This window comes from Comamonas sp. (assembly GCF_036666375.1).
Classification (GTDB): Bacteria; Pseudomonadota; Gammaproteobacteria; order Burkholderiales; family Burkholderiaceae_C; genus Comamonas.
The window spans coordinates 2,226-18,124 of record NZ_JAVWWA010000105.1; the positions used below are offsets into that span (position 1 = coordinate 2,226).

General features: G+C 66.7%; 14 protein-coding genes. 11 read left to right on the top strand and 3 right to left on the bottom strand.

All coding sequences use genetic code 11. The features are described from left to right. The first annotated feature begins 211 nt into the window (after positions 1 to 211). Complete coding sequence (locus tag RR928_RS20220) at positions 212 to 1,336, top strand: alkene reductase (RefSeq protein ID WP_332549534.1); 1,125 nt, start codon at positions 212 to 214, stop codon at positions 1,334 to 1,336. Between the two features lie 69 nt (positions 1,337 to 1,405). Here RR928_RS20220 and RR928_RS20225 read toward each other — a convergent pair whose 3' ends face one another. Beyond that, positions 1,406 to 3,088, bottom strand: a complete 1,683-nt coding sequence (locus tag RR928_RS20225; protein WP_332537766.1) for a methyl-accepting chemotaxis protein — start codon at positions 3,086 to 3,088, stop codon at positions 1,406 to 1,408. Between the two features lie 106 nt (positions 3,089 to 3,194). Further along, complete coding sequence (locus tag RR928_RS20230; RefSeq protein ID WP_332537767.1) at positions 3,195 to 5,471, bottom strand: heavy metal translocating P-type ATPase; 2,277 nt, start codon at positions 5,469 to 5,471, stop codon at positions 3,195 to 3,197. Positions 5,472 to 5,626: 155 nt separating this feature from the next. On the opposite strand from RR928_RS20230, the gene RR928_RS20235 reads away from it, so the two are divergent. Further along, positions 5,627 to 5,821, top strand: a complete 195-nt coding sequence (locus tag RR928_RS20235; RefSeq protein WP_332537768.1) for a heavy-metal-associated domain-containing protein — start codon at positions 5,627 to 5,629, stop codon at positions 5,819 to 5,821. Positions 5,822 to 5,893: 72 nt separating this feature from the next. After that, a complete protein-coding gene (gene cueR, locus RR928_RS20240; protein WP_332683974.1) occupies positions 5,894 to 6,331 on the top strand; it encodes a Cu(I)-responsive transcriptional regulator in 438 nt (145 codons plus the stop codon). A 108-nt stretch (positions 6,332 to 6,439) separates the two neighbouring features. On the opposite strand, the gene RR928_RS20245 is transcribed toward cueR, so the two are convergent. Continuing rightward, positions 6,440 to 7,084, bottom strand: a complete 645-nt coding sequence (locus tag RR928_RS20245) for a TetR/AcrR family transcriptional regulator (RefSeq protein WP_332537770.1) — start codon at positions 7,082 to 7,084, stop codon at positions 6,440 to 6,442. A 133-nt stretch (positions 7,085 to 7,217) separates the two neighbouring features. Here RR928_RS20245 and RR928_RS20250 point away from each other — a divergent pair, with 133 nt between their 5' ends. The 8 genes from RR928_RS20250 to RR928_RS20285 all read left to right on the top strand — a co-directional run. After that, positions 7,218 to 8,126, top strand: coding sequence for an ABC transporter ATP-binding protein (locus RR928_RS20250; protein WP_332683977.1), 909 nt, complete (start codon positions 7,218 to 7,220; stop codon positions 8,124 to 8,126). Further along, on the top strand, positions 8,123 to 9,004 hold the full coding sequence (locus RR928_RS20255) for a branched-chain amino acid ABC transporter permease (RefSeq protein WP_332537778.1): 882 nt from the start codon (positions 8,123 to 8,125) through the stop codon (positions 9,002 to 9,004). The genes RR928_RS20250 and RR928_RS20255 overlap by 4 nt, the downstream gene beginning before the upstream one ends. A gap of 4 nt (positions 9,005 to 9,008) precedes the next feature. Further along, complete coding sequence (locus RR928_RS20260; protein WP_332537772.1) at positions 9,009 to 10,046, top strand: branched-chain amino acid ABC transporter permease; 1,038 nt, start codon at positions 9,009 to 9,011, stop codon at positions 10,044 to 10,046. 34 nt (positions 10,047 to 10,080) lie between these two features. Continuing rightward, positions 10,081 to 11,262: an ABC transporter substrate-binding protein gene (locus tag RR928_RS20265; protein ID WP_332537773.1), complete on the top strand. Its 1,182-nt coding sequence runs from the start codon at positions 10,081 to 10,083 to the stop codon at positions 11,260 to 11,262. A 16-nt stretch (positions 11,263 to 11,278) separates the two neighbouring features. Further along, positions 11,279 to 12,097, top strand: coding sequence for an ABC transporter ATP-binding protein (locus RR928_RS20270; RefSeq protein ID WP_332549718.1), 819 nt, complete (start codon positions 11,279 to 11,281; stop codon positions 12,095 to 12,097). Positions 12,098 to 12,109: 12 nt separating this feature from the next. Further along, positions 12,110 to 13,930, top strand: coding sequence for an AMP-dependent synthetase/ligase (locus RR928_RS20275; protein WP_332549717.1), 1,821 nt, complete (start codon positions 12,110 to 12,112; stop codon positions 13,928 to 13,930). Next, positions 13,927 to 14,721, top strand: coding sequence for an enoyl-CoA hydratase/isomerase family protein (locus RR928_RS20280; protein WP_332683981.1), 795 nt, complete (start codon positions 13,927 to 13,929; stop codon positions 14,719 to 14,721). The genes RR928_RS20275 and RR928_RS20280 overlap by 4 nt, the downstream gene beginning before the upstream one ends. 27 nt (positions 14,722 to 14,748) lie before the next feature. Then, the coding region (locus tag RR928_RS20285; protein ID WP_332683984.1) for an acetyl-CoA C-acyltransferase family protein at positions 14,749 to 15,899 on the top strand (1,151 nt) is incomplete at its 3' end.

A 15,899-nucleotide genomic window follows, 5' to 3' on the forward strand; every position in this document is an offset into this window, starting at 1 on the left:
GTCGAAGGGTGAACGGCCTGTCCCCGAAAACGCGCCCGCTGGCACCTGGCCTTGAACCAGGACCCAGGCCAGACGTCGGATGCAGCCGCTGCCGCTGTTCCACGTGAAACATGGCTGCGGTTCTCGACCCGGACCGCATACCGTTACCGCCAGCGCGGGCGGGCCGGGTCTGCTAAGGTTTTTGCTCCACTGAACAGCCAGAAAGCGTCCCATGCCTACCTTGTTCGATCCCCTGCGCGCCGGCAAGCTGCAGCTGCCCAACCGCATCGCCATGGCCCCGCTGACGCGCAACCGCGCGCCCGATGCCATTCCCACGGAACTGATGGCCACGCACTACGCCCAGCGCGCGAGCGCGGGCCTGCTGATCAGCGAGGCCACGGCGATCAGCCAGCAGGGCCAGGGCTACTCGGATGTGCCCGGCCTCTACGGCTCGGAGCAGCTCGAAGGCTGGAAGCGCGTGACCGACGCGGTGCACGAGGCCGGCGGGCGCATCGTGACCCAGCTGTGGCATGTGGGCCGGATCTCGCATGAAGTGCTGCAGCCGGGCCACCGCGCGCCCGTGGCGCCCTCGGCGATCACCGCCAAGGCCAAGACCTACCTGATCGATCCGCAGACCGGCAAGGGCCGTTTCGTGCCCACCTCGGCGCCGCGCGCGCTGCTCGCGTCCGAGCTGCCCGAAATCGTCCACAGCTTCGTCGCCGCGGCGCGCAACGCCGTCCAGGGCGCGGGCTTCGACGGCATAGAGATCCATGCGGCCAACGGCTATCTGCTCGACCAGTTTCTCAAGACCGGCGCCAACCACCGCCGCGACGACTACGGCGGCAGCATCGCCAACCGCGCGCGCCTGCTGCTCGAAGTCACGCGCGCCATCGCCGATGCGATCGGCGGCGGCCGCTGCGGCATACGCCTGTCGCCCGTGACGCCGGCCAACGACATCGTCGACGCCGACCCGCAGCCGCTGTTCGAGCATGTGGTGCGCGAACTCGCACCCCTGAACCTGGCCTTTGTCCACATCATCGAAGGCGCGACCGGCGGTCCGCGCGAGCTGCCCGAACGCCCCTTCGACTACCCTGCCCTGCACTCGGCCTACCGCATGGCCGGCGGCCAGGGCGCGTGGATGGTCAACAACGGCTACGACCGCGCGAGCGCGATGCAGGCCGTGGACAGCGGCTACGCCGACATCGTCGCCTTCGGCAAGCCCTTCATCTCCAACCCCGATCTGGTGCGCCGCCTGCACGACAACCTGCCGCTCGCTCCCTGGGACCAGGACCGCTTCTACGGCGGCGGCGAACAAGGCTATACCGACTACCCGCGCTACAGCGACAAAGCCGCGTAGCGCGCCGCCCGCAAGCAAAAAAAAGCCCATGGCCGCGAGGCCATGGGCTTTTTGTCGAACGCTGACGAATCAGGCGCTGATACGCGCCTGGCGCGGCGCCGGTGCGGCCAGCGAAGGCTCGACCGGGGTTGCGACCTGGCCCTGGCGCGCGCCATAGGCCACGGCCGCACGCATCATGCCGTTGTTGTCGTCGGCGAGGCGGAACTGGCTGACCACCTGCGCCAGGCGCGCGGCCTGCTCGCGCAGCGATTGCGCTGCGGCCGCCGACTCCTCGACCAGCGCGGCGTTCTGCTGCGTCATGCGGTCGATGTCGCCCACGGCCTGGTTCACCTGGCCGATGCCCGACGATTGCTCGCCCGATGCAGCCGTGATCTCGCCGATGATGTCACCCACGCGCTGCACGCTGCTGACGATTTCCTGCATGGCCTTGCCCGCGTCCTCGACCTGGCGCACGCCGCCGCCCACGGCCTGCTCGCTGCTCTGGATCAGGCCCTTGATCTCGCTTGCCGCCTGCGCCGAACGCTGTGCCAGATTGCGCACCTCACCGGCCACCACCGCAAAGCCGCGGCCCTGCTCGCCCGCGCGCGCGGCCTCGACGGCCGCGTTCAATGCCAGGATATTGGTCTGGAAAGCGATGGAGTCGATCAGGCCGATGATGTCGCCGATCTTGCGGCTCGATGCCGTGATCTCGTGCATGCTGACCACGGCCTGCTGCACGATCTGGCCGCCCTGCGTGGCCGTGCCCGAAGCCGAAGCCGAAAGCTGGTTGGCGAGCTGCGACGACGAAGCGGTCTGCTGCACGGTCGAAGTCAGCTGCGACAGCGAAGCGACGGTCTGCTGCAGGTTGCTCGCAGTCTGTTCGGTACGCGCTGACAGGTCTTCGTTGCCCGAGGCGATTTCCTGGCTGGCGGTGGCAATGCTGCCGCTCGCGTCGCGCACCTGGCGCACCATGGAGCCCAGGCCGTTTTGCATTTCCTCGAGCGCGCGCTGCAGGTCGGCGACTTCATCGCGGCCCACCACTTCGGTGCGCTGCGACAGATCGCCTTGGGCAATTGCCAGCGTGGTCTGGCGCACGCGCTCCAGCGGACGGCAGATCGACACCATGTTGAGCAGCGTCAGTGGAACGACCAGCAAAATGGCGATCAGCACCGCCAGCACGAACAGCCATTGGGTCTGCGTGGCCACGGCCTGCTCCTGAGCGACCAGCTCGTCGACCTGGGAGTTGAGCAGCTTCTCGAGTTCTATCATCTGCTTGTCGGCTTCGGCAAACTCGGCCATCGCATTCGCACCCATGCGATTGGCGATGGTCGCGGTGTCGTAGCCGCCGGCTTCGAGCTGGCGCGCCACATGCGCGAACTTCTGGCTGTAGCTGTCCAGGCGCGTGAGCACGTTCTTGACCAGCGCGTTGTCGGCGTCGTCGACACCCTCGAGGAAGCGTCCGCCAATGCTCTTCGCGGACTCCAGGCCCTTGGTCCATTCCGCGCGCGCCTTGGCCACCGCTTCGGGACGCTCGTACTGGATGATCATGTCCTTTTCCGCGAGGCGCACATCGGCCATGGACTTGCGCATGTCCACGAGATGGCGCAGCTTGGTATGCGACTGTTCGATGAATTGCTGGCTCATGTCATGGATGCGCAGCATCCCCCACATTCCGGCGCCTCCAAGAAGCGCCAGCAGCGTGAGCACCATAACTATCGCGCCAATCATCCGCACCCGGATGGTGAGCATCCGCATGAGCCTCAAAACATTCATGATCTATCGTCCTCTTCACTGACAAGCAAATTGCAGGAGAAACATTGTGCACCAGCACAAACAAAATGTTGCAGTTTGCCAGAGCTGGAAGAAAACGCTCGATAGATCAGCGGGTATATGTAGCCCTTTTTAACAGCAAGGCATTGCCCATCACCGTGACCGAACTCAGGGCCATGGCCGCGCCCGCGACCACGGGGCTCAGATAGCCCAGCGCCGCGAGCGGAATCCCGGCCACGTTGAACGCAAACGCCCAGAACAGGTTCTGCCGGATCTTCATCACCGTGCGATGCGAAATATCGAGCGCCTGCGCAACCAGGCGCGGGTCGCCGCGCATCAGCGTGATGCCTGCCGCATGCATTGCCACGTCGGTGCCGTTGCCCATGGCCATGCCCACATCTGCGGCAGCAAGTGCGGGCGCGTCGTTGACGCCGTCGCCGACCATCGCCACGATGTGGCCGCCTTCACCGTCGGCGCGCAGGCGCGCGATCTGCGCGGCCTTGTCGCCTGGCAGCACTTCGGCCAGCACCTCGCCCTTGTCAGGGTCCAGTCCCAGGCGCCGTGCCATCGCATTCGCCGCGCCCTGGTTGTCGCCCGAGACCATCACCGTGCGCAGGCCGCGCGCGCGCAGTTCGGCCAGGGCCTCGGCCGCGCCCGCCTTGGGTTCGTCGCCGAAGCCCAGCAGCGCACGCAGCTGCAGACCGTCCACGCCGCGTTCGGCCAGCGCCGAGACCGTGGCCCCGCCCTGCTGCCATTGCGCCGCAGCCTGCGCCCAGCGTGCCTCGTCCAGCCCCGGCACGCCCAGCTCGCGCATCCAGCGCAGGCTGCCGATCAGCAGCTCGGCGCCCTGGGCCCGGCCTTCGGTGCCGCGGCCGGGCACGGCGCGCACGGCTTCGGGCGCGTCCACGCGCAGATCGCGCTCCTTGGCGGCCTGCAGCACGGCGCGCGCCAGCGGGTGTTCGCTGCCGCTTTGCACGCTGGCCACCTGCGCCAGCACCGCGTTCTCGTCGGCTCCGGCAGCTACCAGGAACTGCGTCAGCTGCGGCCGGCCCTGGGTCAGCGTGCCGGTCTTGTCGAAAGCCACGGTATCGATGCGGTGGGCGAGCTCCAGCGTCTGCGCATCCTTGATCAGGATGCCCTGCTTTGCCGCCACGCCCGTGCCGGCCATGATGGCCGTGGGCGTCGCCAGGCCCAGCGCGCAGGGGCAGGCAATGACCAGCACCGCGACCGCGTGGATCAGCGCCTCCTCGACCGGCGCGCCGGCCAGCAGCCAGCCCACGAGCGTTGCCAGCGCGATGCCCAGCACCACGGGAACGAATACCGCTGCCACCTGGTCCACGAGCCGCTGAATGGGCGCCTTGCCGGCCTGGGCGTCCTCGACCAAGCGGATGATGCGCGCCAGCACGGTCTCGTTGCCCACGGCGCGCACCAGCACCACGATGCGCCCTTCGCCGTTGATCGAGCCGCCGGTCAGCGCATCGCCTGTTTCACGTGAAACAGGCAGCGGCTCGCCGGTCAGCATCGATTCGTCGACCTGCGTATGGCCTTCGTGCAGCACGCCATCGACGGGAATGCGTTCGCCCGGACGCACAACTATCCTGTCGCCGACCATGACTTCGGCCACCGGCACATCGACTTCGCCGTCGCGGCCCAGCAGGTGGGCGGTGTCGGGGCGCAGCGCATAGAGCGCGCGTATCGCTTCCGTGGTCTGGCGCTTGGCCCGGCCTTCGAGCCACTTGCCCAGCATCACCAGCGTGATCACCACCGCCGAGGCTTCGAAATACAGGTGGGGCGCGACGCCCGGCGCCGCAGTTATCCACAGCCACATCGACAGGCCCCAGCCGGCCGAGGTGCCCAGCGCGACCAGCAGGTCCATGTTGCCCGTGCCGGCCTTGAGCGCATGCCAGCCGGCCTTGTAGAAGCGCGCGCCCAGAATGAACTGCACCGGCGTCGCCAGCACGAACTGCAGCCAGGCCGGCAGCATCCAGTGCGAGCCCCAGAGCATGCCCACCATGGGCAGAACCAGTGGCAGCGACAGCGCGATGGCCAGTGCCACGGGGCCGAAACCGGCCCAGGCCGAGACATCCTGCGGCGGTCCTTCGGCCGACAGGGTGCGCGGCTCGTAGCCCGCGTCGCGCACCGCGCGGCGCAGCCGCGCCTGCACCTGTTCGGCGTCTTCGCCTGCGCTCTGGACCTGTACGCGCACGCTTTCGGTCGCCAGGTTGACCGAGGCTTGCGTGACACCAGGCACGCGCTGCAGCGCGCGTTCGACCCGGCCCACGCAGCTCGCGCAGGTCATGCCGCCGACGCCAAAGTCCACGCTGACCGCGGCGCTGTCGGCAGCGCCGGGCGTGGCGCCCGAAGAAGAAGCTGAGGAATTGTTCATGGAGCTAGGTTAATCCTTGACGCCATGTCAAGGTCAAGCCCCGATGTGGATTACCTTGTGGATAACTTGGGCGCTTGACCTTCTCACGGTGTTAAGGTTCATCATGCATCCATGGCCCATCCGGCGCCAGAAGTTATCCACAGGAGTGAAGCACCATGCAACATGTATTCGAAGTCCAGGGAATGACCTGCGGCCATTGCGAGAAATCCGTGACCCAGGCGCTGCAGCGCACCGACCCGCAAGCCAGCGTACGCATAGAGCGCGCGCAAAACCGCGTCGAAGTCGAGAGCCAGGCCGAGCGTGCCGCGCTGCAGGCGGCGATCCAGGAAGAAGGCTACAAGGTCGCCTGATCGCGCGGGGAAAGCGCGACACTGCCGCGCTTTCCCACACGCACTTCACAACTCTTCACCAAGCTTATCCACATGTCTTCCACACAGCAATGGCCGGTTGCCATAGGCGAAGCCGCGCGCCGCGCGGGTGTGTCGGCGCGCATGCTGCGCCATTACGAAAGCCTGGGCCTGCTGCCGCAGGTGGCGCGCAGCGAAAGCGGCTACCGCCAGTACAGCGCGGCTGACGTGCATGTGCTGCGCTTCATACGCCGCAGCCGCGACCTGGGCTTCTCGATCGAGGAAATCACCACGCTGCTGGGCCTGTGGCAGGACCAGGAGCGCACCAGCGCCAGCGTCAAGCAGATCGCCCAGGCGCATATCGATAGTCTGTCCGAACGCATCGCCGCGATGCAGGCCATGCAGCGCAGCCTGCAGACGCTGGTGCAGTGCTGCCATGGAGATGACAGGCCCGACTGCCCCATCCTCGATGATCTGGCGGCAGCGGATGAGGTGTCTCCACGTGTGTCTTGAGCACAGGACGTTCATGGTTAGACGCGGCCGGCGAGGTTTCCGCTTGGCGCGAACCCATGTGTTCCGTTCGCCCTGAGCCTGTCGAAGGGTGAACGGCCTGCCCTCAAATCAGCGCCGCAACACCCCCCCCAGCAGCGTCCGCAGACAATGCTCCGCCACCTCCTGCGGTGAATACTCCCCGCCGGGCTGATACCAGCGCCCAATCCAGCTGAGCGCCCCGCCGATCACGAAAGCGGTCATCTTCGGATCGCAAGGCGCCAGGCTTCCCTCCTCCACGCCCAGCGCCACGAGCCGGCGGAATTCGTGGTCTATCTCCGCCTTGATGCGCCGCAGTTCGGCGCGGTTGGGCGCTGAAATCTGTTCTTCGCCCACGCGTATCAGGCACATGCCGAAGTCCTGCGTGACGATGCGCGCATAGACCTGCATGCAGGCGGTGAGCTGGTCGAGCGCCGTGCCGCCCGCGCTGCGCGAGGCCTCGATGCCGCCGAGCATCAGCTGCAGCCCCTGGCGCACGCAGCCCAGCAGGATCTCCTCCTTGTTCTTCACGTAGTAGTACAGCGTGGGCTTGCTCACGCCCAGCCGCGCGGCGATGTCGTCGAGCGAGGTCGCATGAAAGCCGCGCTCGTTGAACAGCTGCGCGGCCGCCGACAGCACGGCCTGGCGCTTGGCCTCGCGCTGCTGCGCGCTGTGCTGCGTCGCGGGCCAGAGCGGTTCCTCTTCTGTGGTGTCTGCGGAGTGCAAGAAAGGGTTCATCAGTGTTTCCATGGGTGGCGGGAAAGTCCCAATGCCGGGACCCGAGGTCGCCAACCAGAATCCTACTCGTGAGTAAGAAGTCTACTCATGAGTAGCCCCCCTCCGGTTCGCACAAACCCGCAGAAGAAGGCCGATGGAGAAACATACCCCAGGCAGCCCCGCTGCCCCCCTGCTTCAGGTCGACGGCATCACGCTCGCGTTCGGCGGCGTCAAGGCGCTCAACGGCGTGGGCTTTGCCGTGCAGCCCGGCTCCATCACCGCGGTGATAGGCCCCAACGGCGCGGGCAAGACCTCGCTGTTCAACACCATCTCGGGCTTCTACCGCCCGGCCCAGGGCCGCATCCTGTTCGAAGGCCAGGACATCAGCCAGGTGCATGCGCCGCAGCGCGCCAGGCTGGGCCTGGGCCGCAGCTTCCAGAACATCGCGCTGTTCCGCGGCATGACCGTGCTCGACAACATCAAGCTCGGCCGCCACGCGCATCTCAAGACCAATGTGCTCGACGCGCTGTTCTACCTGGGCCGCGCGCGCCGCGAGGAAGCCGCGCTGCGCGCCGACATTGAGGAGCGCATCATCGATTTTCTCGAGATCGACCATATCCGCCACGCGCCGGTCTCGGCCCTGCCCTACGGCCTGCAAAAGCGCGTCGAGATGGCGCGCGCCCTGGCCATGCAGCCCAAGGTGCTGATGCTCGACGAGCCCGTCGCCGGCATGAACCGCGAGGAGACCGAAGACATGGCGCGCTTCATTCTCGACGTGCGCGCCGAATGGGGCGTGACCGTGCTCATGGTCGAGCACGACATGGGCATGGTGATGGACCTGTCCGACCATGTGGTGGTGCTCAACTTCGGCCAGGTGATTGCCCAGGGCACGCCGGCCCAGGTCCAGGCCGACCCCGAAGTGATTCGCGCCTACCTGGGCTCGGGCGATGTCGGCGACCTGCGCCAGCGGCTGCATGCGGGGCTCAAGCACACGGCCGCCAGCATCGCAACAAACGCCGCCGCAACAAACGCCGTCGCAACCGGCGGCGTGGGAGTCGCATGATGGACTGGGCCTACCTGTTTGAAATCAGCCTTACCGGCCTGGCCGGCGGCGGCCTCTATGCGCTGGCCGCTCTGGCCTTCGTCATGGTCTACAAGGCGACGCGCGTGGTCAACATCGCCATAGGCGAAATCCTGATGGTCGGTGCCTACCTGTTCTTCACCTTCTCGGCGAGTTTCGCGCTGCCGCTGTGGCTGGCGATTCCCGCGGCCGTGCTGTGCTGCGGGCTGCTGGGCGCGGTGATCGAACGCACCATCATCCGGCCGCTGCTGGGCGAGCCGCCGATCTCGGTATTCATGGTCACCGTGGGACTGGCCTCGGTACTGGTGGGCCTGGTGGAGATGATCTGGACCGCCGACCAGCGCCGCCTGCCCGACTTCATGCCCACCCAGCCGATCATGATCGGCGAGGCGTTTCTCGCGCCCAAGATCTTCTGGGGCGCGGTGATTGCCGTGGTGTTCATTGCCGTGGTGCTGCTGGTGTTCCGCTTCTGGCGCGGCGGCGTGGCGCTGCGCGCCACCGCCTCGGACCAGGCCGCGGCCTACTCCATGGGCATCAACGTGCCGCGCGTGTTCTCGCTGGCCTGGGTGGTCTCGGCCATGATTGCCGCGGTCTCGGGAATCATCGTCGGCTCGATAGGCGGCATCTCCTCATCGATGGGCGTGTTCGGGCTGTCGGTGCTGGTGGTGGTGATCGTCGGCGGCCTCGACAGCGTGCTGGGCGCGCTGATAGGCGGGCTGTTCATCGGCCTGATCGAAGCGCTGGCCGGGGCCTTCCTCGGCGGCGAATACAAGCTGCTGAGCACCTTCATCATGCTGGTGATCGTGCTCATGATCCGCCCCTACGGCCTGTTCGGCACACGCGAAATCGAGAGGTTGTAGTCCCATGAGAATCGGCACGCTCAAGCAAAGCTACGTCGCGGACGCGGCACTGTTCGACTCGCGCACGCAGAAGGTCTGGCTGGCCGTGGCGGCCACGCTGCTGTGCATCTTTCCTTTCATGGCCAGCGACTACTGGCTGTATCTCGCCTGCCTGGTGAGCATCAACGTCGCCAGCGCCACCGGGCTCAACATCCTGACCGGTTACACGGGACTGGTGAGCCTGGGGCAGGCGGCGTTCATGGGTCTGGGGGCGTACACCGTCGCCATCCTCGAGACGCGGCTGGGAACGCCCTTCCTGCTCAACCTGCTGGCCGGCGGCATCGTCGCCATGCTCGGCGGCATCGTGGTCGGCATTCCATCGCTGCGCGTCAAGGGGCTGTACCTGGCAATCGCCACGATTGCCGCCTCGTTCATCGCCCACTTCCTGTTTGCCAACCTCGCGCTCACGGGCGGCACCACGGGCATCTCGATGCCGCCGGCGAAGTTCTTCGGCCTGCCGCTGGAGACGTCCTTCCGGCTCTACTGGGTGATTGTTCCGGTCACGCTGCTGATGCTGCTGGGCGCGGCCAACCTGTTTCGCACGCGCATCGGCCGGGCCTTCATCGCCATCCGCGACCGCGACATCTCGGCCGAAGTGCTGGGCATTCCGCTGCTGCGCTACAAGCTGCTGTCGTTCGGCCTGTCGTCGTTCTACGCGGGCGTGGCCGGCGGGCTCTGGGCCTACTTCTTCCGCGTGGTCACGCCCGAGAGCTTTCCGCTGCTGATGTCGATCTTCTTCCTGGCCGCGATCATCGTCGGCGGCATGGGCTCCATCCTGGGCGCCATCCTCGGCGCGGTCTTCATGACCATGGTGCCCGAGCTGCTCAAGCTGGTGGTCGATCTGCTGCCCGGCGGCAGCGAGCTCACGGTGTTCCTGTCGCCGGTGCGCACCATCATCTTCGGTCTGCTGATCATTGGTTTTCTGGTGTTCGAGCCGCTGGGGCTCGCAGAAGTGTGGCGGCGCATTCGCCGCTTTTTCCACCTGTGGCCTTTCCGCAATTGAGCGGCAGCGCCCTGTCATCGACGAGGAACAAAGCATGCAACAGAACCTGACCTCCAAGCGCCGCCGCTCGCTGCTGCTGGCCGCCGGCGCCAGCCTCGCCGCGCCGCTGGCCGCGCAGGCCCAGACCGGCGGCGAAGACATCGTCATCGGCGGCTCGATTCCCATGACCGGCGTGTTTGCCTTCGCCGGCGTGGGCATCAACCTGGGCATTGGCGACTACGTGAAGATGGTCAACGACGCCGGCGGCATCAAGGGCCGCAAGCTGCGCTACGTGCCCGAGGACACGGGCTACAAGGTGGACGTCTCGGTCGCGGCCTACAAGAAGCTCACCAGCCAGAACAAGATCAATCTCTATTACGGCGACTCGACGGGCTTCTCCAAGACCATCAATCCCGAGCTGGACCGCAACGGCGGCATCCTGATGGCCGGCGCCTCGTTTGCGACCGAGCTCAACGACCCCAAGAAATACCCCAACCAGTTCCTGGTCGGCCCCGACTACACCGAGATGTTCGGCATCCTGCTCAAGCACATTGCCAAGGAGAAGCCCGGCGCCAAGGTGGCCTTCGTCTACTCCGACTCCGAGTTCGGCCGCGACCCCATCGAGGCCAGCGAAGCCCTGGCCAAGAAGCTGGGCCTCACGGTGCCCGTCAAGCTGATGACGCCGGCCGGCAGCGTCGACGTGTCGACCGAAGTCATCAAGCTGCGCCGCGCCGCGCCCGACTACACCATCTTCCACGGCTACATCCTCGCGCCCATTCCCGAGTTCATCACCCAGGGCAAGCAGATGGGCATGACCAGCAAGTGGATGGGAACGTTCTGGACCATGGACAGCTCCACCGTGATGAAGATGGGCCCGGCCGGCGACGGCTTCATGGGCGTCATGCCCTACCGCTACTACTACGACACATCGGCGCCCGCACCCACCCTGGACAAGATCCGCAAGCTGCGCCCCGAGTACCAGAGCACGGCCTACATGCAGGGCTATCTGGCGGCCATGCTGTTCGTCGAATCCGCCAAGCGCTGCCTCGACGCCGGCAAGCCGCTCAACGGCCCCAACCTCAAGGCCGCGCTCAACAGCCTCAAGGACTTCGACACCGGCGGCCTGATCGGCGTGCCCATCACCATCCGCGGCAACTCCATTCCCGTGGGCCGGGTCTACCGCGCCGACATGGCGGCACAGAAGATGGTGCCGGCCTCGGACTGGATCGCGCTCTGACGCAATGGAAAACAGCATGACCCGACCGGCCCCCGACCTGGTCCTCGAAGTCAACAACATCGAGGTCATCTACAACAAGGTGGTGCAGGCGCTGCGCGGCCTGTCGCTGGTCGTGCCGCGCGGCGAGATCGTGGCGCTGCTGGGCAGCAACGGCGCTGGCAAGTCGACCACGCTCAAGGCCATTTCCGGCCTGCTGGCGCTGGAGAACGGCGCGCTGGCCAGCGGCAGCATCGCCTTCAACGGCCAGCCGCTGGCCCAGCTCGCGCCGCAGCAGCTGGTGCGCCGCGGGCTGTCGCACGTGATGGAAGGCCGGCGCGTGTTCGAAGACCTGACGGTGGAGGAGAACCTGGTCGCGGCCAGCTATGCGCTCACAGGACGGCCCAACGCCAGACCCGACTATGACCTGGTCTACAGCTACTTTCCGCGCCTGCACGAGCGCCGCAAGGGCCTTGCCGGCTATCTGTCGGGCGGCGAGCAGCAGATGCTGGCAATTGGCCGCGCGCTGATCGCCGAGCCCACGCTGATCCTGCTCGACGAACCCTCGCTGGGCCTGTCGCCCAAGCTGGTCGAGGACATCTTCGGCATCATCGCGCGCATCAACGCCGAGCGCGGCACGTCGATGCTGCTGGTCGAGCAGAACGCCACCGTGGCCCTGGCCGTCGCCCACCGCGGCTACATCATGGAAAACGGCAAGATCGTGATCGACGGCCCGGCCGAACTGCTGGCCGGCGACGCCGACGTGCGCGAGTTCTATCTCGGCATGGGCGGCGCGGGCGAAGCCAAGGGCTTCAAGGACATCAAGCACTACAAGCGCCGCAAGCGCTGGCTTTCCTAGGAATTGTTCCACATGAAACATTCCACCTCCCTGCCCGACCGCACCCTGCCCCAGCAGCTGCGCGAACTCGCGCGCAGCCAGCCCGATCGCGTTGCCATCCGGCAAAAGGATTTCGGCATCTGGAAGCCCGTGACCTGGGCCAGCTACTACCAGCGCGCCGGCCATTTCGGCCTGGGGCTGCACGCGCTGGGCCTGCGCGCCGGCGGCCATATGGGCGTGATTTCCGAAAACCGGCTCGAGTGGGTGCTGGCGCAGATGGGCTGCGGCCTGGTCGCGGGCGTCACCGTGGGCGTCTACCCCACGAGCCCGACCAACGAAGTCGCCTACGTGGTCGCGCATGCCGACATCTCCATCATGGTCTGCGAAGACCAGGAGCAGGTCGACAAGCTGCTGGCCGCGCGCGCCAGCCTGCCGCGGCTCACGCATATCGTGGTCATGGAGACCAAGGGCCTGCGCAGCTACACGCCCGATGAGCGCCAACTGATCGCGACCTTTGCCGAAGTCGAGGCCCTGGGCCGCGCGGCCTGGGACGCGGGCCAGCACGCCCTGATTGACGAAGCGCTGGCGCAGCAGGCATTCGACGACATCGCGCTGATGATCTACACCTCGGGCTCGACCGGCAAGCCCAAGGGCGCGATGATTTCGTGGCGCAATATCCGCGGCGTCGCGCCGGGCATCATCGAGAGGCTGCAGCTGAGCTCCGAGACGCGCCATCTGTCCTATCTGCCGCTGTGCCATGTGGCCGAGCAGATGCTGACCACCTTCGTGCCCATCTATCTGGGCGCGCAGGTGCACTTCGGCGAGTCGATACGCACCGTGCAGGAAGACCTGCGCGAAGTCGCCCCGAACATGTTCCTGGGCGTGCCGCGCATCTGGGAAAAGATGCACGCCAGCCTGAGCATCAAGCGGCTGGAGACCGGGCGCTGGCAGCGCCAGCTGATGGACCGCGCGATCGCCGCCTGCACGCCGCTGGCCGACAAGCCGCGCGCGCAATGGAGCGCAGTCGACAAGCTCACCTACGGCCTCTGGTACTGGCTGGTGCTGCGCGCGCTGCAGAACTTCCTGGGATTGCGCTGCGTGCAGGTTGCGCTGACCGGCGCGGCGCCGATTCCCGCCGAGGTCGTGCGCTATTTCCGTGTGCTGGGCATTCCGCTGGTCGAGGTCTACGGCCTGACCGAGTCGACGGGCATGGTGCTGGGACACCGCCTCGACCAGGTGATTCCCGGCACCGTGGGCGAAGCGATTGAAGGCGTGGAATGGCGGCTGGCCGACAACGGCGAACTGCAGATCCGCGGCGACATGGTGTTTGCCGGCTACTACAACAACCCCGAGGCCACGGCCGCAACGCTGCAGGACGGCTGGCTGCATACCGGCGACGTGGTGCGCGAGGAACAGGGGCAGCTCAAAATCGTCGATCGCCTGAAAGACATCATGATCACCGCGGGCGGCAAGAACCTCACGCCGTCCGAGATCGAGAACACGATGAAGGCCAGCCCCTACATCAAGGAATGCGTGATCGTTGCCGAAGGCCGCAAGTTCGTTGCCGCGCTCATCATGCTCGACGCCGAGACCGTGGGCCAATGGGCGCAGTCGCGGCGCATTCCGTTCACCCACTTCCGCTCGCTGGCCGAGCACCCCGAAGTGCTGGCGCTGATCGATGGCGAAATCGCCGCAGGCAACGCGCGCCTGGCCCAGGTCTCGCAGATCCGAAAATTCCATCTGCTGACCAAGGAACTGGACCATGACGACGGCGAAGTCACGGCGACGATGAAGGTGCGCCGCGCAAGCATCTACCAGGCCTATGGCAGCGAAATCGAGGCGCTTTACCAATGAACTCTCCCTCCCCTCCCGACGAGCCGCTGCGCATCGAGCGCGACGGCGCCATCGTCACCCTGGTCTTCAACCGACCCCAGGCGCTCAATGCGATCAACGTCGCCATGGCCCAGGCCCTGCTTGCCGCGCTGCAGGACATCGCGCGCGACGCCAGCGTGCGCGCGCTGGTGCTGCGCGGCGCAGGCCGGGCCTTCATGGCCGGCGGCGACCTGCTGACGCTGCAGCGCGACCCGCTGGCCGGCGTCGATGCGCTGCTCGAGCCGCTGAACCAGGCGCTGCTGCTGCTCGCCAATTTGAACGCCCCGGTGATCGCCCAGGTCCAGGGCGCGGCAGCGGGCGCGGGCCTGAGCCTGATGCTGCAGGCCGACTTCGTGCTGGCCGCCGAAGGCGCGCAGTTCAACCTGGCCTATATCAACCTGGGCGCAAGCTGCGATGTGGGCGCGTCCTGGGCGCTGCCGCGCTGGGTAGGTTTGCGCCGCGCGCTCGAGATATCGATGCTCGGCGACGCGCTCGATGCACCTCAGGCGCTGCAGATGGGGTTGATCAACCGTGTCTTGCCGGCCGCAGACTTGCCGGGCGAAGTCCAGCGCCTGGCCCAGCGCCTGGCCGGGGGCCCGACCCAGGCGCTGGGCCATATGCGCCGGCTCATGCGTGCCTCGCTGGAGACAGACCTCCAGACCCAGCTTCACGCAGAATGGCAGGCGTTTCGGGCCTGCGCGCAGACAGACGATCTGCGTGCCGGCATTGATGCATTCTTTCAAAAGCAGCCGGCGCGCTTCACGGGCCGTTGACTGCAAAGTTATCCACAGGATCAGTCCATGACCACTCGCGAAATTTTCGTCGTCAGCAGCGCACGCACCGCCATAGGCACCTTTGGCGGCAGCCTCAAAGACGTCCCCAACACGCAGCTCGCCACCACGGCCGTCAAGGCCGCGATCGCGCGCTCGGGCCTGGACCCTGAGGCCATTGGCCATGTGGTCATGGGCAATGTGATTCCCACCGATACCAAGGACGCCTATCTGAGCCGCGTCGCGGCCATAGACGCCGGCTGCCCCATTGAAACGCCCGCGTTCAACGTCAACCGGCTGTGCGGCTCGGGCCTGCAGGCCATTGTTTCGGCGGCCCAGGCGATCGCTCTGGGCGACTGCGACATCGCCGTCGGCGGCGGCTCGGAATCGATGAGCCGCGGCCCCTACTTCGACACCGCCGCGCGCTGGGGCGCGCGCATGGGCGACGCCAAGAGCATCGACTACATGCTGGGCATACTGCACGACCCCTGGCAGAAAATGCACATGGGCATCACCGCCGAAAACGTCGCTGCGCGCTACAAGATCTCGCGCGAGCAGCAGGACCAGCTCGCGCTGCAAAGCCAGCAGCGCGCGGCCGCGGCCATCGAAGCCGGCTACTTCAAGCAGCAGATCGTTCCCGTGGAAATCGCCACGCGCAAGGGCACGGTGCTGTTCGACACCGACGAGCATGTGCGCGCCGCAACCACGCTCGAGGTACTGGCCGGAATGAAGCCCGCGTTCCAGAAGGATGGCGGCAGCGTCACCGCCGGCAATGCCTCCGGCCTCAACGACGGCGCGGCCGCCGTGGTGCTGGTCGCGGGCGATCGCCTCGCCGGCCTCAACGCCAAGCCCCTGGCCCGCCTCGTGGGCTATGCGCATGCGGGCGTGGATCCCGCCTATATGGGCATTGGCCCGGTGCCCGCAACGCAGAAGGTGCTGGCGCGCACCGGCCTGAAGATCAGCGACATGGACGTGATCGAAGCCAACGAAGCGTTTGCCGCCCAGGCCTGCGCCGTGATCCAGGAGCTGGGCCTGGACCCGGCCAAGGTCAACCCCAACGGCTCGGGCATCTCGCTGGGCCACCCGGTGGGCGCGACCGGCGCCATCATCACCACCAAGGCGATTGCCGAGCTGCAGCGCACGGGCGGACGCTATGCGCTGGTGACCATGTGCATTGGCGG